This window comes from Pseudomonas juntendi (assembly GCF_009932375.1).
Lineage (GTDB): Bacteria > Pseudomonadota > Gammaproteobacteria > Pseudomonadales > Pseudomonadaceae > Aquipseudomonas > Aquipseudomonas juntendi.
On record NZ_BLJG01000101.1, the window covers coordinates 1 to 16,710 of the forward strand.

Genomic DNA, 16,710 nt, shown 5'->3' on the forward strand with positions numbered 1-16,710 from the left:
ACAAGCGGCAAGAAAAAGCAGATCCGTGGGAGGCTTGCTTCTTCTTGCGACTTTCGACTTTCGACTTTCGACTTTCGACTTTCGACTTTCGACTTTCGACTTGCAGCTTGCAGCTAGCCCTCAGGCCTCGTGGCAAACGTGCCCATCGACCAAGGTATAACGTACTGCACCCGGCAGGCAGTGGCCGATGAACGGGCAGTTCTCACCCCGCGACAGCCATTGCTCGCCGGCAACGGTCGAGGCTTGCGGGTCGAACAGCACCAGGTCGGCCGCGCCGCCTGCCTTCAGCTCACCCGCAGGCAGGCGCAGGGCGGCAGCCGGGCCGCTACTCAGGCGGGCGAGCAGGGTGGGCAGGTCGAGCAGGCCGTCCTGCACCAGGGTCATGGCCAGCGGCAGCAGCAACTCGACGCTGCTGATACCCGGTTCGGTAGCACCGAAAGGGGCCAGCTTGGCATCGCGTTCGTGCGGCTGGTGGTGGCTGGAAATCGCCTGGATCACGCCAGACTTGACCGCTTCACGCAGGCCGTCACGGTCAGCAGCAGTACGCAGCGGTGGCTGCACGTGGTACAGGCTGGAAAACTCGCGCAGCGACTCGTCGGTGAGAATCAGCTGGTACAGCGCCACGTCAGCGGTTACCGGCAGGCCAAGTGCCTGGGCCTGGGCGATCAGCCGCGCGCCACGGGCGCTGGTGATCTGGCTGAAGTGCGCGCGCACGCCACTCTGCTCGACCAGCAGCAGGTTGCGCGCCAAGGCCACGGTTTCGGCACTTTCCGGAATGCCCGGCAAGCCAAGGAAGCTGGCCATGGCGCCTTCGTGGGCCAGGCCGCCCTGGGCCAGGTCGCGGTCCTGGGAATGGAACACCACGGTCAGGTCGAAGGTGGCGGCATACTCCAGGGCGCGGGCCAGGGTACGGTTGTTGGGGATTTCCTTCAGGCCGTTGCCGAATGCCACGCAACCGGTGTCACGCAGGGCCACCAGTTCCGCCAGTTGCTCGCCCTCCAGGCCCTTGGTCAGGGCGCCGATCGGGTAGACCTTGCTGTTGGCCGCTTCGCGGGCACGGTCGAGAATCAGCTCGGCCACGGCCGAGGTGTCCAGCACCGGCTTGGTTTGCGGTGGGCAGCACAGGCTGGTCACGCCGCCGGCCACGGCTGCGCGGGTTTCGCTGGCGATGTTGCCTTTGCGGCTAAAGCCCGGTTCGCGCAGGGACACGCCAAGGTCGACCAGGCCAGGCGCTGCAATCAGGCCTTGCGCCTGGATCGTGCGGCTGGCGCTGAAACCGGCCGGGGCGGCGCCGATGGCAGCAATGCGGCCACCGTCCAGGTGCAGGTCGGTGACCTGGTCCAGGCCGCTGTTGGGGTCGATGACCCGGGCGCCAAGAATGCTGATGGTCACTGGGCGTTCTCCTGGTCGAATTGACGTTGCGCGTTTTGCCCGCTCATGGCCATGGACAGCACTGCCATGCGTACGGCGATGCCGTAGGTAACCTGGTTGAGGATCACCGAATGCTTGCCGTCGGCCACCGCGGACTCAATCTCCACGCCCCGGTTGATCGGGCCTGGGTGCATGACGATGGCATCCGGCTTGGCCCCGGCCAGGCGGGCGGTGGTCAGGCCGAACAGGCGGTAGAACTCGCCTTCGCTGGGCAGCAGGCCACCGGCCATGCGCTCACGCTGCAGGCGCAGCATGATCACCACGTCGACATCCTTCAGGCCCTCGGCGAGGTCGGTGTAGACCTTCACGCCGTACTGCTCGATACCGACCGGGATCAGGGTTTTCGGCCCGATCACGCGAATGTCCGGGCAACCCAGGGCCTTGAGCGCCAGCATGTCGGAGCGGGCTACCCGCGAGTGCAAGATATCGCCGACGATCGCTACCGACAGGTTCTCGAAGCTGCCTTTGTGGCGACGGATGGTCAGCATGTCGAGCATGCCCTGGGTCGGGTGCGCATGGCGGCCGTCGCCACCGTTGATCACGGCAACGTGCGGGCACACGTGCTCGGCGATGAAGTGCGCAGCCCCCGAGTCGGAGTGGCGCACGACGAACATGTCGGCGGCCATGGCTTCGAGGTTGCGCAGGGTGTCGAACAAGGTCTCGCCCTTGCTGGTCGAGGACGTCGACACATTCAGGCTGATCACGTCGGCAGACAGGCGCTGGGCTGCCAGCTCGAAGGTGGTGCGGGTACGGGTCGAGTTCTCGAAGAACACGTTGCACACGGTCTTGCCGCGCAGCAAAGGGACTTTTTTCACGGCCCGGGCACCGACTTCCAGGAAGGAGTCGGCGGTGTCGAGGATCTCGGTGAGCAGTTCGCGGGGCAAACCGTCAAGCGAGAGGAAGTGGCGCAGCTGGCCCTGGTCATTGAGCTGCAGCGGGCGCTTGGCGTCGATTGGCGTCATCGCGGGGGACTCTTAAAGGGCGGAAGCGGAGGCGAGGTCCTGGCGCTCGAGGGCGAGCGGTGCGGGTCCGGTCAATTTTACCCGTTCATCGGGGGCCAGCGACAGGGTGGTGCCGACCACATTCGGGCGGATTGGCAGTTCGCCGGCATCCAGGTCCACCAGGCAGACCAGGGTGACGCTGGCCGGGCGGCCATAATCGAACAGTTCGTTGAGCGCCGCGCGGATGGTGCGGCCGCTCATCAGCACGTCATCCACCAACACCAGGTGCTGACCTTCGACTTCGAACGGCAGCTCGGACGGGCGTACCTGCGGGTGCAGGCCATTCTGGCTGAAGTCATCGCGGTAGAACGAGACGTCCAGGGTACCCATGGCACTCTCGTCGCCCATGGCCTCCTGCAGGGCCTGGGCAACCCAGACACCACCTGTACGAATACCGATGTAACGCGGCTCGCTGATGCTGCGGCGGGCCAGGTGGGCGCGAAGGTCGACAGCCATCTGCCGGACCAGCTCGGCGGGGTTGGGTAGGCTCATTGCGGGCTCCTCGGAAGGGTGCGCCGGGCATGGCCGGCGGCAAAGATGATCAGGTATTGGCCTCCAGCCAGCCTTGCAGCAACAGGGCCGCGGCGATGGCATCGACCGGGTTGTCGCGGTAGCTGCCGCGCTGGCCGCCACGGGCCATGCGCTCGCCTTTGGCCTCGAAAGTGGTCAGGCGCTCGTCGTGGGTGTGCACGGGCAGGTTGAAGCGGCCATTGAGGCGGCGGGCAAATTTTTCGGCGCGGGCGCTCATTTCGCTGGGCGTACCGTCCATGTTCAGCGGCAGGCCAACGACGATGGCGTCCGGCTTCCATTCACCGATCAGCTTTTCCACCTGGGCCCAGTCCGGCACGCCGTTCTGCGCCTTCAGCGTGCACAGCTCACGTGCCTGGCCGGTGATGACCTGGCCGACGGCCACACCGATCTGTTTGCTGCCATAGTCGAAACCCAGCAGCAGGCGTAGTTCGGCCATCAGGCGTGGCCCGCCTGGCTGGTCAGCAGGTGCAGGTTGATGCCCAGGCTGGCGGCGGCGGCCTCCAGGCGCAGGTCACTGGCCATTTCAAAGATGATTTGCGGGTCGAACGGGCAGTTGAGCCAGGCATTGTCGGCCAGCTCCGCTTCCAGCTGGCCGGCTTCCCAGCCGGCATAGCCGAGCGTGATCAGGCTTTGCTTGGGGCCGACCCCGGCGGCAATGGCCAGCAGGATGTCTTGCGACGTGCTCAGCGTCAGCCCTTCCAGCGCCACGCTCGCCTGGAAGCTGCACTCGCTGCTGTGCAGCACGAAACCACGGTCGGTCTGCACCGGGCCGCCCTGGTAGATCGGCACCTGCAAGGTGCTGTCCGGCGGCGTTTCGTCCGGGCGCAATTGCTCGAGAATATCGGCCAGGCTCAGTTCCTGCGGCCGATTCACCACCAGGCCCATGGCGCCATGGGCGTTGTGCTCGACAATGTACGTGAGGGTCTGGGCGAAGTTCGGATCGGCCATGTGCGGCATGGCGATCAGGAACTGATGCTTGAGGTAGCTCGGCGTGAGGGTTTTCATGGGGTAGTAGTGTGGCGCCAGGTGGCGGGGCTGACAAGGTCCGCTTTGTGTCGTTTGGTTGGTCAGTGTCTTGAGGGTTTTGTTGGTTGTGAGATCGAGCGCCGCCGCATATCGCAAGCCCTAAACCCAAGGCATAACTCAGTTACTGGACAAACGGTCCCCACGGGCAAAGCGCCAGGTGCGGATGATCTCCAGGCGATCGAATTCGGCCAGGTCCCCGGTAAACGGTGCGAACGGCGCCGCCAGCCGCACGATACGCTGCGCTGCCTGGTCCAGCACCGGCTGCCCGGACGACTCCAGTACCAGCACTTCGTACAGCGAGCCGTCGCGGTTGATCGAGACCATCATGCGCAGGTTGCCGTAGATCTGCTGCCGGCGCGCCTCGTCGGGGTAGTTGAGGTTGCCCACCCGCTCGACTTTCTTACGCCACTCTTCCTTGTACCAGGCGCCCTTGTCGCGCATGGTCGAGGCAGCGTTCAGGCGGTGGATGCGCGGGCGCTTGGCGTACAGTTGCTGTTCGTTGGACAGCTCTGCCTCCAGGCTGGCGATCTGGCTGGACAGCTGCGAGCTGTCGAAGTCCGGGGCGGGCGCGGCTGGCTTGGGTTGCGCCTTGCTGGGCTTGGGCTTGGGCTCGACCTTGTGCGCCTTGGGCGCGGTGGTCACCACCGCTGACTTCTGCGGGGTTGGTGGCGGCACTACTTCCGGCTTGGCTGCCGGCGGGGGGGTGATCTTGTTGATCTTGCTGTCCTGGAACGGCGCCACTTCGGTGGTCTTGGGCACCGCCTTCTTGTCCAGGGTGCCGCTGCCTTGCTGGTTGTCCTGGGCCTGAAAATCAGCTTTCTCCGGCGGTTTTTCGCTTTTGAAGGTGGCCAGGGTAATGTCCATGGTATGGCGGATTTCGGCAGGCTTGACCACGGTGAAACCGACGCCGAGGATCAGCGCCAGGTGCACCAGCGCAGCCAGGAACAGCGTGAAACCGAGCCGGTCCACTGGGCGAACGCGTGGGGGCAGCAGGTCGGAAGGGATGTCAGCGGGCAGCGTCATCGGGTATCCAGCAACCGCAGGGCGGGGCAGCAGGCCAGGCAAATGGGACCCGCATCATACCCCACTCCGGGTGAATGCCGTGCGTCGGCGGTCAGCGCGCCTGCAACTGGCGATCAATGGCATCCATCAGCTTGCCGCCGATATCGGTGTTGTAGGCGTTGTCGATTTCGCGAATGCAGGTCGGGCTGGTGACGTTGATCTCGGTGAGGTAATCGCCGATCACGTCGAGGCCCACGAACAGCAGGCCTTTCTCGCGCAGGGTTGGCCCCACCTGGGCGGCAATCCAGCGGTCCCGGTCGCTCAGCGGGCGCGCCTCGCCGCGGCCACCGGCAGCCAGGTTGCCACGGGTTTCGCCGCTGGCCGGAATGCGCGCCAGGCAGTAGTCGACCGGCTCGCCGTCGATCATCAGGATGCGCTTGTCGCCGTCCTTGATCGCCGGCAGGTAGGCCTGTGCCATGATCTGCTGGGCACCCAGCGCGGTCAGGGTTTCGAGGATCACCGACAGGTTCGGGTCGCCCACCCGGTGGCGGAAGATCGACGTGCCGCCCATGCCATCCAGCGGTTTGAGGATCACGTCACCATGCTTGGCGGCAAACTCGCGGATGATGTCCGGGCGGCGGCTGACCAGCGTCGGTGGCGTGCACTGCGGGAACAGCGTGGCGAACAGTTTTTCGTTGCAGTCACGCAGGCTTTGCGGGCGGTTGACCACCAGCACGCCATCGTTCTCGGCTTGCTCCAGCAGGTAGGTGCTGTAGACGAACTCCATGTCGAACGGCGGGTCCTTGCGCATCAGGATCACGTCCAGCTCGGCCAGGGTGCTGTCCTGTTCTTCGCCCAGCTCGAACCAGCGGGCCGGGTCGGCGAAAACGTTCAGCGGGCGCATGCGCGCACGGGCTTTGCCTTCGCCCTGGTACAGGTCGCGCTGCTCCATGTAGAACAGGCTCCAGCCGCGTGCCTGGGCGGCCAGCAGCATGGCCAGCGAGCTGTCCTTTTTGTAGGAGATGGACGCGATCGGGTCCATGACAATGCCGAGGCGAACGCTCATGGGGTGGTTCCTCTTGGCGGCGCGTTGCCGCGATGGGTCGAAAGAAAAGTGGCTCAGGGTGGCGCTGTGAACGCCGCTGGTCAAGGGGCGGCGCAGATGGAACGGCCACCCGGAGTGTGTTAAAAATGCAGCTGCAAGCCCTTGGCTCCAAGCCTCAAGAGCAAAGCAGCCGCGTGCCGGCTGGGCTTTTGTTGTAACTTGCCGCTTGCAACTTGCAGCTCAATTCCCACGGGTAGGCGTCTATGGAACAACCCCTGAAGGTGATGGTGATCGACGACTCGCGCACGATCCGCCGCACTGCGCAGATGTTGCTCGGTGAAGCCGGCTGCGAGGTGATCACCGCCAGCGATGGCTTCGATGCCCTGGCCAAGATCGTCGATCACCGCCCCGGCATCATCTTCGTCGACGTGTTGATGCCGCGCCTGGACGGCTACCAGACCTGCGCCATCATCAAGCACAACAGCGCCTTCAAGGACACCCCGGTGATCCTGCTGTCGTCGCGCGACGGGCTGTTCGACAAGGCCCGCGGCCGGGTAGTCGGCTCTGATCAGTTTCTGACCAAGCCGTTCAGCAAGGAAGAACTGCTCGACGCAATCCGTGCCCATGTGCCCGGGTTTGCGGCACCTGAACCACAAGCACCCTGACCGCGCCCCGCCATGGCACGGTTCTACTTTCCTGATGGGGTAACAGCATGGCCCGAGTTCTGATTGTCGACGACTCGCCGACAGAGATGACGAGTTTGACCCAGTTTCTTGAAAAGAATGGCCACGAGGTGCTCAAGGCCAACAACGGTGCCGACGGCGTGGCCCTGGCCCGGCAGGAAAAGCCGGACGCCGTGCTGATGGACATCGTCATGCCGGGCATGAACGGCTTCCAGGCCACCCGCCAGCTCAGCAAAGACCCGGAAACCAGTGCCATTCCGGTGATCGTGGTCACCACCAAGGACCAGGAGACCGACCGCATCTGGGCCACCCGCCAGGGCGCCCGCGACTTCCTCACCAAACCGGTGGGCGAAGAGGCGCTGATCGCCAAGCTCAAAGAAGTGCTGGGGGCTTGACCACCCGCCCGCAGGGCGCGTCACTGACCGCCTTCGAGTTGTTGCTGGACATCGACCGGCGCTGCCGTTTGCTGGTCGCTGACCAGCCGCCGCAAGACAACCGCCTGCAAGAGTGGAGTGGCATTGGTTTTCGCACCGCCGGGCAATGGTTCGTCGCGCCCATGGGCGAGGTGGCCGAGGTGCTGCGCGAGCCCCGTAGCAGCCGGGTACCGGGGGTGCAGCCATGGGTCTGCGGCGTGGCCAACCTGCGTGGCCGGTTGTTGCCGGTAATGGACCTGAGCAGCTTCTTTGGCCTGGGCCACGCCGCCCCGGGCAAGCAGCGCCGGGTGCTGGTGGTGGACCACGACGACCTGTTCGTCGGCCTGCTGGTGGACGAAGTGCTCGGTTTGCAGCACTTTACCCTCGACAGCCTGCAACTGTCCCCGCCACAGCCGCTGATTCGGGCCGCTGCGCGCTTTGTGCAAGGGCACTTCCCGCGTGAACGCAATTGGGCGATCTTCAGCCCCTTCGCCCTGGCCCAGGCGCCGGGCTTTCTCGATGTGGCGCTATAGGACCTGCGAACGTGAACACACCCGCCGCCCCCGTCACGGCCACCACCGTGACCCCGCGTACCCGCAGCATCGCGCAGATCACCGTGCTGTTCCTGATCCTGATCCTGTCGATCATCCTGCTGTTCGCCAATTTCGCTTACCTGAATACCCAGTCCAACTACGACAAGCAGTACATCGGCCATGCCGGCGAGTTGCGCGTGCTGTCGCAGCGCATCGCCAAGAACGCCACCGAAGCCGCTGCAGGCAAGGCGTTGGCGTTCAAGTTGCTGTCGGATGCGCGCAACGATTTCGAGCGGCGCTGGGGCTACCTGCGCCAAGGTGACAAGGCCACCGGCCTGCCGCCGGCGCCGCCCGCCGTGCGTGATGAAATGGAAGCGGTGCGGCGTGACTGGGAAAACCTGCGCAAGAACACCGATACCATCCTGGCCACTGAACAGACGGTGCTGTCGCTGCACCAGGTGGCGGCGACACTGGCCGAAACCGTGCCGCAACTGCAGGTGGAGTACGAAAAGGTCGTCGAGATCCTGCTGCAGAGCGGCGCCCCGGCCAACCAGGTGGCGGTGGCCCAGCGCCAATTGTTGCTGGCCGAGCGGATCCTCGGCTCGGTCAACACCGTGCTGGCCGGTGATGACGCGGCAGCCCAGGCGGCCGATGCGTTCGGGCGTGATGCCGGGCGTTTCGGCCAGGTGCTGCAAGGGATGCTCAACGGCGATGCGGGCATCCAGGTAACCCGAGTTGCAGATGCCGACGCCCGTGCCCGGTTGGCCGAAATTGCCGAGCTGTTCCAGTTCGTTGCCGGTTCGGTGGACGAAATTCTCGAAACCTCCCCAGAGCTGTTCCGGGTGCGCGAGGCGGCGGGCAATATCTTCAGCTTGTCGCAAACCCTGCTCGACGAGGCCTCGCACCTGGCCAACGGTTTTGAAAACCTGGCCGGCGGGCGCACCCTCGATACCGTGGGTGGCTACGCCCTGGGCCTGCTGGCCCTGGCTTCGATCATCCTCATCGGCCTGGTGATGGTGCGTACCACCAACCGCCAGCTGCGCGAGACGGCAGAAAAGAACGAACGCAACCAACAGGCAATCATGCGCCTGCTCGATGAAATCGAAGAGCTGGCCGATGGCGACCTGACGGTGACGGTTTCGGTCACCGAAGACTTTACCGGCGCCATTGCCGACTCGATCAACTATTCGGTCGACCAGCTGCGTGACCTGGTCGCTACCATCAACCACAGTGCGGTGCAGGTTGCCGCCGCCGTGCAGGATACGCAGAACACCGCGCGGCAGCTGGCCAAGGCCTCCGAGCAGCAGGCTGAGCAGATCAGCGAGGCGTCCGAGGCGGTGGGCGACATGGTCGAGTCGATCGACCGGGTTTCCGCACATGCCTATGAATCTGCCAAGGTTGCCGAGCGCTCGGTGGCCATCGCCAACAAGGGCAACGAGGTGGTGCACAACACCATCAACGGCATGGACAACATTCGCGAGCAGATCCAGGACACCGCCAAGCGCATCAAGCGGCTGGGCGAGTCGTCCCAGGAAATCGGCGATATCGTCAGCCTGATCGACGATATCGCCGACCAGACCAATATCCTTGCCCTGAATGCGGCGATCCAGGCCTCGCTGGCGGGCGAAGCCGGGCGCGGCTTTGCCGTGGTCGCCGACGAAGTGCAGCGCCTGGCCGAGCGCTCGTCGTCGGCCACCCGCCAGATCGAGGCGTTGGTGCGCACCATCCAGGCCGACACCAACGAAGCCGTCATATCCATGGAGCAAACTACCGCCGAGGTGGTGCGCGGTGCCCGCCTGGCCCAGGATGCCGGGGTGGCGCTGGCCGAGATCGAAGGGGTGTCGCAGAACCTTGCCGACCTTATCCACAGCATTTCCGATGCTGCGCAGTTGCAGACCTCTTCGGCCGGGCAGATTTCCCACACCATGGCGGTGATCCAGCAGATCACTGCGCAGACTTCCGCCGGTTCTGGTGCGACCGCCGACAGTATTCGCCACCTGGCGCGCATGGCCAGCGAGATGCGCCGTTCGGTATCTGGCTTCACCTTGCCACCACCTGCCGAGCCCAAGTGAACCGGCCTTGCGATGAGCCGTACTGATATGCCGCGCTGAGGAGTGCCCATGGCTGTAGCAGCACTAAGCCCCGAGCGCCACGATACCGTGGCGCTGACCTGGACCAAGGCCGCCATCCTCGATTGCCTGGGCCAGGCCCGCCAGGCGCTGGAGCGCTTTGCCGGCGAGCCGGGCGAGCTGTCGATGCTGGCCTTCGTGGTCGACAACCTGCACCAGGTGCATGGTTGCCTGCGGATGCTCGAATTGCGCGGCGCAACACGCTTGGCCGAAGAGCTGGAGCTGTTCGCCAAGGCCTTGGCCGATGGCCAGGTCAGCCCGCGCGGGGATTGCCTGGGCGCATTGTTCCGCGGCCTCGAGCAATTGCCGGCGTACCTTGAACGCTTGCGTGGCGCGCGCCATGACCTGCCATTGGTGATGCTGCCGTTGCTCAACCAGTTGCGCGCCTGCCGGGGTGTCGAGCCGCTGGCCCAGGCCAGCCTGATCAGCGGCACGGCGCACCGCTTCGCCGGTGCCGATGACCTGGCCAACCTCGATCTGTCGCTGGGCAATTGGCGTGAACAGCTGCAGGCCGGGCCGGGCCGGGACGCCTTGCGCTCGGTAGTGACCGCGCTGTGCGACGACCTGATGCGCATCAAGGAGCGGCTTGACCAGTTCGTGCGGGGCGACCGTCAGCACCGTGAACAGCTTGACGCTTTGCTGGCGCCCCTGCGGCATGTCGCCGATACCCTCGCCGTGCTGGGCTTTCAGCAGCCACGGCGGGTGATCATCGACCAGGTGCTGGCCTTGCAGGCGCTGGCCGAGGGGGCGCGTGCCGTTGACGATGCGGTGCTGATGGATGTGGCAGGTGCGCTGCTGTACGTGGAGGCTACCCTCAACGGCATGGTCGGCCCGCTGGAGGAAAACGGCCAGGGCGGCCTGGCTGGCTCGGACCTGGCCGAGATTCGCCAGTTGGTGCTGAACGAGTCGCTGAATGTGCTGCAGCAGGCCAAGGACCTGATTGGCGATTGCCTGGAGTCCGGCTGGCCGCGGCAGCGCCTGCAACCCCTGCCGGGGTTGTTGCAGCAGGTTCGCGGGGCACTGGCCATGTTGATGCTGCCTGCGGTGGCCGAGCTGTTTGGGGGGTGTGCCGGCTATGTGCAGGGTTGGCTGCAACACCTGGAAGCGGAGCCGCCGGCCGATGAGCTGGCCCACCTGGCGCAGGCCCTGAGCGCGGCCGAGTGTTATCTGCAATGGCGTGTCGCAGATCCGCTGGCCGATGGCCAGCCCTTTATCGACACCGCACGGGCCAGCCTGGCTGCGCTTGGGGTGCAGTGTACGCAACCCACCGCCACTGAAGGCGCCGATGACAGCAGTGATGGCATCGATGATGAGCTGCGCGAGGTGTTCCTCGAAGAGGCCGGTGAGCTGTTACCGGAAATCGAGCGGCACTGGCTGCGCTGGCGTGCCGATAACCAGCAGATGGCAGCACTGGGCGATGTTCGGCGCGCCTTGCACACGCTCAAGGGCAGTGGGCGTATGGTCCATGCCGAAGCCGTGGCCGAACTGGCGTGGGGCGCCGAACACCTGTTGAACCGTGTAATCGAAGGCCGCAGGGCGCTCAGCGCCCAGGGCGTGGTGGCGCTGCAGCAGGCCTTCGTGCAGTTGCCAGACCTGCTGGCCGACTTTGCCGCAGGCCAGTTACCGCAGCTGAGCGACATCGAACGACTGGCTGGGCATCTGCATGGCCTGGCTGAAAACGACCCACCCGCGGTCGCCGACCTCGATGGCCTCGACCCGCAGTTGCTGGACATCTTCCGCAGCGAAGCGCAAGGCCACCTGGCCAGTCTCGACGCGTTCCTGCAGGGTGCCGGCGGCCATGACACGCCGGTCAGCGATGACCTGCAACGTGCCTTGCACACGCTCAAGGGCAGCGCCGCCATGGCCGGGGTGATGCCGCTTGCCGAACTGGCCACGGCCTTCGACCGCCTGGTACGCGAATACAAGGGCCACCAGTTACCGCTGCAGATGGCTGAAGTCGAGTGGCTTGAGGCTGCCCGGGCGTTGTTCCAGCTGGGCCTGGCGCAACTGGACAGCAACCCGCTGGCCGCCATTGCCGGGGCCTCGGACCTGATCGAGCGGGTTGGCCAGGCAGTGGACGAGCGGCTGGCCAGCCTGCACGCCGACCCTCAGCAGCAGCGGCGCGGCAGGCATGACCCGCAGTGGGTGGCCAGTTTCCTCGCGCAAGCGATGGATACCCTGCTCAACGCCGAATCGTTGCTGTCGCGTTGGCAGCAGCAGCCCGGCCAACGCGATGCGCTGGACACCCTGCTGGATGAAATGACCACGCTGGGCCATGCCGCGCACCTGGCCGACCTTCGCCCAATGGATGACCTGTGCGAGGCCCTGCTCGACCTCTATGGTGCCGTGGAGGAGGGCAGCCTGGCTGCCGAAGCAGGTTTCTTCGCCCTGGCCCAGGGCGCCCATGAAGCCCTGATGGACATGCTCGATGAAGTGGCGGCCGGCCAGGATGTCGCGCCGCGCCCGGAACTGGTCGAGCGCCTGCGTGCGCTGCTGGACCAGGCGCTGGCCCCGGATGCCACCGGCCTGGTGGGTATCGACGCGGTCACCCCGCTGCACCCGGACATGGACCTGACCGACGCCTTGGGCCTGGGCTTGCCACGCCCGTCACTGCCGCCGGAAGTGGCCGAGCCCCAGGTCGAGGAGGCCGAAAGCCCTGGCGAGGAGTTGTTGGAGGTATTCCTCGAAGAAAGCTCGGACATCGTCGAAAGCGCCGCTGCAGCCCTGGCCCGCTGGCAAGCCGACCCGCGCAGCAGCGTCGAGGTGGACAACCTGATGCGCGACCTGCACACCCTCAAGGGCGTGGCGCGCATGGTCGAAATCACCCCAATCGGCGACCTTGCCCATGAGCTTGAGTTTCTCTACGAGCTTCTGGCCGCCGGCCGCCTGCCACCCAGTGCACCGTTGTTCGCCTTGTTGCAGAACTGCCACGATCGCCTGGCCCAAATGCTCGATGCCGTGCGCCTGGGGCAGCCGCTGCACGCGGCCACGGCGCTGATCGACTACATACGCAATTTCAGCAGCGCGGCACTGACCGACAGTGCCGCAGGCCAGGGGCCGCAAGATGCCAGCGCTGCCGAAGTGCCGGCAGCGGCACCTGAGCGCGCCGCCGGCGACATGGTCAAGGTCGATGCCGAACTGCTCGACGACCTGGGCAACCTGGCAGGTGAGCATTCGATCATCCGTGGGCGCATCGAGCAGCAGGTCAACGATGCGCAGTTTGCCCTCAACGAAATGGAAACCACCCTAGAGCGCATGCGCGACCAGTTGTTGCGCCTGGATAGCGAGACCCAGGGGCGGATCTCCAGCCGCCAGCCGTTCGAGGGCGATGCCTACGACGATTTCGACCCCCTGGAGCTGGACCGCCATTCGCAGTTGCAGCAGCTGTCGCGGGCACTGTTCGAGTCTGCCTCGGACCTGCTCGACCTGAAGGAAACCCTGGCCCAGCGCGCCCAGGAGGCGTACAGCCTGCTGCAGCAACAGGCGCGGGTGAACAGCCAGTTGCAGGAGGGCCTGACTGCCACCCTGATGGTGCCTTTCGAACGCCTTGTACCGCGCTTGCAGCGGGTGGTGCGCCAGGTGGCCAGCGAGCTGGGCAAGCAAGTGGAGCTGGTGGTCGGCAACGCCGAGGGCGAACTGGACCGCAGCGTGCTCGAACGCATGGTGGCGCCGCTGGAGCACATGCTGCGCAACGCCGTGGACCATGGCCTGGAAAGCCGCGAAATGCGCCTGGCTGCGGGCAAGCCGGAGCTGGGTACCATCCACCTGAACTTGCTGCACGAAGGCGCCGATATCGTCATCGAAATGACCGACGACGGTGCCGGCGTGCCACTGGAGGCTGTACGGCGCAAGGCGATCAAACGCGGCTTGCTGGACCCGCAGGCGCACTTGAGCGACCACGAGATCCTGCAGTTCATCCTGCGCCCCGGCTTTTCCACCGCCGAGAAGATTACCCAGATATCCGGGCGTGGCCTGGGCATGGACGTGGTGCACGAGGAGGTCAAGCAGCTGGGCGGTTCGATGAGCATCGAGTCGGCCCAGGGCAAAGGCGCGCGGTTCCTGATTCGCCTGCCGTTCACGGTGTCGATCAACCGCGCCTTGATGGTGCACCTGGGCGAGGAACAGTACGCCATCCCGCTCAATACCATCGAAGGCATCGTCCGCGTGCCGCCGGCCGAGCTGGCGGCGTGCTACCAACTGGACACGCCACGCTATGTGTATGCCGGCCACGAATACGAGTTGCGCTACCTGGGCGAGTTGCTGCAAGGCATGCCGCGCCCGAGCTTGCTGGGGCAAAGTGTGCCGCTGCCGGTGCTGCTGGTGCATTCCAAGGAGCAGTCGTTCGCGATCCAGGCTGATGCCTTGTCACCCAGCCGGGAGATCGTGGTGAAAAGCCTGGGGCCGCAATTTGCCGCCGTTGCCGGGCTTTCCGGGGCGACGTTGCTGGGCGATGGGCGGGTCGTGCTGATTCTCGACCTGCTGGGCCAACTGCGTGGCCAGCAGCGCAGGTTGGCGCGCCTGCCCGGGGGCGCCAACCCGCGCCAGTTGCCCGGCCCGGTACCGCGCCGCGCCTTGCTGGTGATGGTGGTGGACGACTCGGTCACGGTGCGCAAGGTCACCAGCCGCCTGCTGGAACGCCACGGCATGAGCGTGCTCACGGCCAAGGACGGCGTCGATGCCATGGCTTTGCTGCAGGAGCACCGCCCCGATGTGCTGCTGCTGGACATCGAGATGCCGCGCATGGACGGCTTCGAAGTCGCTACGCGTATCCGCCGTGATGAGCGGCTCAAAGACCTGCCGATCATCATGATTACCTCGCGTACCGGGCAGAAGCACCGCGACCGGGCCATGGCGATTGGCGTGAACGAATACTTGGGCAAGCCGTACCAAGAGTCGTTGCTGTTGCAAAGTATCGCCCAGTGGAGCCAGACCCATGCTTGAACTGATTGCCGGCCAGCGCAGCAGCCTGACCGGGTTGTTGCTGCCCTTGGGTGACCGGACCCTGGTGCTACCGAACGTGGCGGTGGCCGAGTTGAGCGGCCAACGCAACCTGTTGTGCCAGCGCGGCGACCCGCCCTGGCACCTGGGCTGGATCGACTGGCGCCAGCAGCGCCTGCCGCTGATCGGTTTCGAGGCTGCCTGCGGTGGCGAAACACCGTGCGGGGAGCGGGCGCGGGTGGTGGTGCTCAATGCCTTGGGCGACACCGGCCTGCGCTACCTGGCATTGCTGCTGCAGGACATTCCGCGTTCCTGCAAGCTCGACAGCCAGCTCAACTATGTGGACGTGGCGCTGGGGCGGCTGGAGTTGGCCGCCGTGCAGGTGGGCGAGCAAGTGGCGCGGGTGCCGGACCTGGTTGCGCTGGAAAGGCTGGTGCGTGACGCGCAATTGCAATAGCAGCGCTCGAAGTTTCAAACTTGAAGTTGCGAGCTTGAGGGCGGTGTTCATTTCACCGCGATCGGCTTGCAGCTTGCCGCTTGAAACTAGCCGCTCCTAGAGAGGTCTGTGTTTGCATGTATTACGGTGAACGCTTCAATGCCTGGACGCACCTGGTCGGTGCCATCCTGGCTAGCATCGGTGCCATCTGGCTGATCGTGGTTGCGGGTATGCAAGGTGACCCGTGGAAGATCGTCAGTTTCTCCATCTACGGCAGCACCTTGCTGTTGCTGTACAGCATCTCCACCCTCTACCACAGCACGCGCGGCCGGGCGAAGGTGATCATGCGCAAGCTCGATCACTTGTCGATCTACCTGCTGATTGCCGGCAGCTATACACCTTTTTGCCTGGTCAGCCTGCATGGCCCGTGGGGCTGGAGCCTGTTCGGCGTGGTCTGGGGGCTGGCAGTGATCGGCATGTTGCAGGAAATCAAGCCCCGCTCCGAAGCGCGGATCCTGTCGATCATCATCTACGCGGTGATGGGCTGGATCGTACTGGTGGCGGTCAATCCCTTGCTGCAGGCATTGGGTACCGCCGGCTTTGCCTGGCTCGCCGCCGGCGGAGTGTTCTATACCGTGGGCATCATCTTCTTCGCCCTCGACAGCCGCCTGCGCCACGCGCACGGTATCTGGCACCTGTTCGTGATCGCCGGCAGCCTTTTGCACTTCGTGGCGGTGTCGTTCTACGTGCGCTAGTTAAAAGTCGCCCCACAACTGCTGCGCTACCGACAGCGCCACTACCGGTGCGGTTTCGGTGCGCAGCACGCGCGGGCCGAGGCGTGCGGCCTGGAAGCCTGCGCTTTGCGCCTGTTCGACTTCAGCGTCGCCAAGGCCGCCTTCAGGGCCGATCAAGAAGGCCAGGGTGGCGGGCCTGGCATGGCTCGTGAGCGGCTCGGCCACCGGGTGCAGCACCAGCTTCAGCTCAGCCTGGGTGCTGCTCAGCCATTCGGCCAGGGTGGTGGGTGGGTTGATGGCCGGCAAGGTGGAGCGGCCGCATTGCTCGCAGGCGCTGATTGCCACTTGGCGCCAGTGCGCCAGGCGCTTGTCGGCGCGTTCGTCTTTGAGGCGCACTTCGCAGCGCTCGCTGACGATAGGCGTGATGGCGTTGGCGCCCAGTTCGGTGGCTTTCTGGATCGCCCAGTCCATCCGCTCGCCGCGGGACAGGCCTTGGCCAAGGTGGATGTGCAAAGGCGAATCGGCCTGGCCGGCAAACGCCTGGTCGAGGCTGACGCGTACGGTTTTCTTGCCCACTTCAAGCAAATGGCCACGGTATTCCTGGCCGCTGCCATCAAACAGCTGCACGGCGTCGCCGGGGGCCATGCGCAAGACGCGGCCAATATAGTGGGCCTGGGCCTCGGGCAGGTCATGCTCGCCAAGGCTCAGGGGGGCATCGATGAAAAAGCGGGACAGTCTCATGTAGTGCTCGTTGGCAAAGGGAAACGCGCCCTGGGTCGGAGCGGCCTTGTGTCGCGAAAGGGCTGCA

The 16,710-nt window shown here is 65.3% G+C and carries 15 protein-coding genes; 7 read left to right on the forward strand and 8 right to left on the reverse strand.

The window, feature by feature from the left end:
- Positions 1–120: 120 nt before the first annotated feature.
- The 7 genes from GYA94_RS14030 to gshB form a co-directional block, all read right to left on the reverse strand.
- Positions 121–1,392: a dihydroorotase gene (locus tag GYA94_RS14030; RefSeq protein WP_110677455.1), complete on the reverse strand. Its 1,272-nt coding sequence runs from the start codon at positions 1,390–1,392 to the stop codon at positions 121–123.
- Complete coding sequence (locus GYA94_RS14035) at positions 1,389–2,393, reverse strand: aspartate carbamoyltransferase catalytic subunit (protein ID WP_009684474.1); 1,005 nt, start codon at positions 2,391–2,393, stop codon at positions 1,389–1,391. Before GYA94_RS14035 ends, GYA94_RS14030 begins: the two co-directional genes overlap by 4 nt.
- Positions 2,394–2,405: 12 nt before the next feature.
- Positions 2,406–2,924 (reverse strand): bifunctional pyr operon transcriptional regulator/uracil phosphoribosyltransferase PyrR, encoded by a 519-nt coding sequence (gene pyrR, locus GYA94_RS14040; RefSeq protein ID WP_161892525.1) that lies wholly within the window; start codon positions 2,922–2,924, stop codon positions 2,406–2,408.
- Between the two features lie 49 nt (positions 2,925–2,973).
- Positions 2,974–3,399, reverse strand: a complete 426-nt coding sequence (gene ruvX, locus GYA94_RS14045; protein WP_110677457.1) for a Holliday junction resolvase RuvX — start codon at positions 3,397–3,399, stop codon at positions 2,974–2,976.
- Positions 3,399–3,968 carry a YqgE/AlgH family protein gene (locus tag GYA94_RS14050; protein WP_029887678.1) on the reverse strand — a complete coding sequence of 190 codons (570 nt, stop codon included), beginning with the start codon at positions 3,966–3,968 and terminating at the stop codon, positions 3,399–3,401. Before GYA94_RS14050 ends, ruvX begins: the two co-directional genes overlap by 1 nt.
- Before the next feature lie 138 nt (positions 3,969–4,106).
- On the reverse strand, positions 4,107–5,012 hold the full coding sequence (locus GYA94_RS14055) for an energy transducer TonB (RefSeq protein ID WP_054904979.1): 906 nt from the start codon (positions 5,010–5,012) through the stop codon (positions 4,107–4,109).
- Between the two features lie 91 nt (positions 5,013–5,103).
- The gene (gene gshB, locus GYA94_RS14060) at positions 5,104–6,057 is read right to left on the reverse strand and encodes a glutathione synthase (protein WP_054904978.1); all 954 of its coding nucleotides are present in this window, start codon (positions 6,055–6,057) and stop codon (positions 5,104–5,106) included.
- Positions 6,058–6,299: 242 nt separating this feature from the next.
- On the opposite strand from gshB, the gene GYA94_RS14065 reads away from it, so the two are divergent.
- The 7 genes from GYA94_RS14065 to trhA all read left to right on the forward strand — a co-directional run bounded on the left by GYA94_RS14065 (position 6,300) and on the right by trhA (position 15,923).
- On the forward strand, positions 6,300–6,701 hold the full coding sequence (locus tag GYA94_RS14065; protein WP_009682818.1) for a response regulator: 402 nt from the start codon (positions 6,300–6,302) through the stop codon (positions 6,699–6,701).
- 47 nt (positions 6,702–6,748) lie between these two features.
- The gene (pilH, locus tag GYA94_RS14070; protein WP_009682819.1) at positions 6,749–7,114 is read left to right on the forward strand and encodes a twitching motility response regulator PilH; all 366 of its coding nucleotides are present in this window, start codon (positions 6,749–6,751) and stop codon (positions 7,112–7,114) included.
- Complete coding sequence (locus GYA94_RS14075) at positions 7,111–7,665, forward strand: chemotaxis protein CheW (protein ID WP_009682820.1); 555 nt, start codon at positions 7,111–7,113, stop codon at positions 7,663–7,665. The genes pilH and GYA94_RS14075 overlap by 4 nt, the downstream gene beginning before the upstream one ends.
- Before the next feature lie 47 nt (positions 7,666–7,712).
- Complete coding sequence (locus GYA94_RS14080; RefSeq protein WP_223809682.1) at positions 7,713–9,737, forward strand: methyl-accepting chemotaxis protein; 2,025 nt, start codon at positions 7,713–7,715, stop codon at positions 9,735–9,737.
- A gap of 48 nt (positions 9,738–9,785) precedes the next feature.
- The gene (locus GYA94_RS14085; RefSeq protein ID WP_110677458.1) at positions 9,786–14,735 is read left to right on the forward strand and encodes a hybrid sensor histidine kinase/response regulator; all 4,950 of its coding nucleotides are present in this window, start codon (positions 9,786–9,788) and stop codon (positions 14,733–14,735) included.
- The gene (locus tag GYA94_RS14090) at positions 14,728–15,189 is read left to right on the forward strand and encodes a chemotaxis protein CheW (protein WP_054904974.1); all 462 of its coding nucleotides are present in this window, start codon (positions 14,728–14,730) and stop codon (positions 15,187–15,189) included. The genes GYA94_RS14085 and GYA94_RS14090 overlap by 8 nt, the downstream gene beginning before the upstream one ends.
- A 116-nt stretch (positions 15,190–15,305) precedes the next feature.
- On the forward strand, positions 15,306–15,923 hold the full coding sequence (trhA, locus tag GYA94_RS14095; RefSeq protein ID WP_054913905.1) for a PAQR family membrane homeostasis protein TrhA: 618 nt from the start codon (positions 15,306–15,308) through the stop codon (positions 15,921–15,923).
- Here trhA and GYA94_RS14100 read toward each other — a convergent pair whose 3' ends face one another.
- Complete coding sequence (locus tag GYA94_RS14100) at positions 15,924–16,643, reverse strand: 16S rRNA (uracil(1498)-N(3))-methyltransferase (protein WP_110677463.1); 720 nt, start codon at positions 16,641–16,643, stop codon at positions 15,924–15,926. It abuts the gene before it with no gap.
- Positions 16,644–16,710 lie beyond the last annotated feature (67 nt).

What these genes read in the sequence shown, in the direction of transcription:
- GYA94_RS14035 (WP_009684474.1), bottom strand. Translation starts at nt 2,393, where the DNA reads ATGACGCCAATCGACGCCAAGCGCCCGCTGCAGCTCAATGACCAGGGC.
- pyrR (WP_161892525.1), bottom strand. Translation starts at nt 2,924, where the DNA reads ATGAGCCTACCCAACCCCGCCGAGCTGGTCCGGCAGATGGCTGTCGAC.
- ruvX (WP_110677457.1), bottom strand. Translation starts at nt 3,399, where the DNA reads ATGGCCGAACTACGCCTGCTGCTGGGTTTCGACTATGGCAGCAAACAG.
- GYA94_RS14050 (WP_029887678.1), bottom strand. Translation starts at nt 3,968, where the DNA reads ATGAAAACCCTCACGCCGAGCTACCTCAAGCATCAGTTCCTGATCGCC.
- GYA94_RS14055 (WP_054904979.1), bottom strand. Translation starts at nt 5,012, where the DNA reads ATGACGCTGCCCGCTGACATCCCTTCCGACCTGCTGCCCCCACGCGTT.
- gshB (WP_054904978.1), bottom strand. Translation starts at nt 6,057, where the DNA reads ATGAGCGTTCGCCTCGGCATTGTCATGGACCCGATCGCGTCCATCTCC.
- GYA94_RS14065 (WP_009682818.1), top strand. Translation starts at nt 6,300, where the DNA reads ATGGAACAACCCCTGAAGGTGATGGTGATCGACGACTCGCGCACGATC.
- pilH (WP_009682819.1), top strand. Translation starts at nt 6,749, where the DNA reads ATGGCCCGAGTTCTGATTGTCGACGACTCGCCGACAGAGATGACGAGT.
- GYA94_RS14085 (WP_110677458.1), top strand. Translation starts at nt 9,786, where the DNA reads ATGGCTGTAGCAGCACTAAGCCCCGAGCGCCACGATACCGTGGCGCTG.
- GYA94_RS14090 (WP_054904974.1), top strand. Translation starts at nt 14,728, where the DNA reads ATGCTTGAACTGATTGCCGGCCAGCGCAGCAGCCTGACCGGGTTGTTG.
- trhA (WP_054913905.1), top strand. Translation starts at nt 15,306, where the DNA reads ATGTATTACGGTGAACGCTTCAATGCCTGGACGCACCTGGTCGGTGCC.
- GYA94_RS14100 (WP_110677463.1), bottom strand. Translation starts at nt 16,643, where the DNA reads ATGAGACTGTCCCGCTTTTTCATCGATGCCCCCCTGAGCCTTGGCGAG.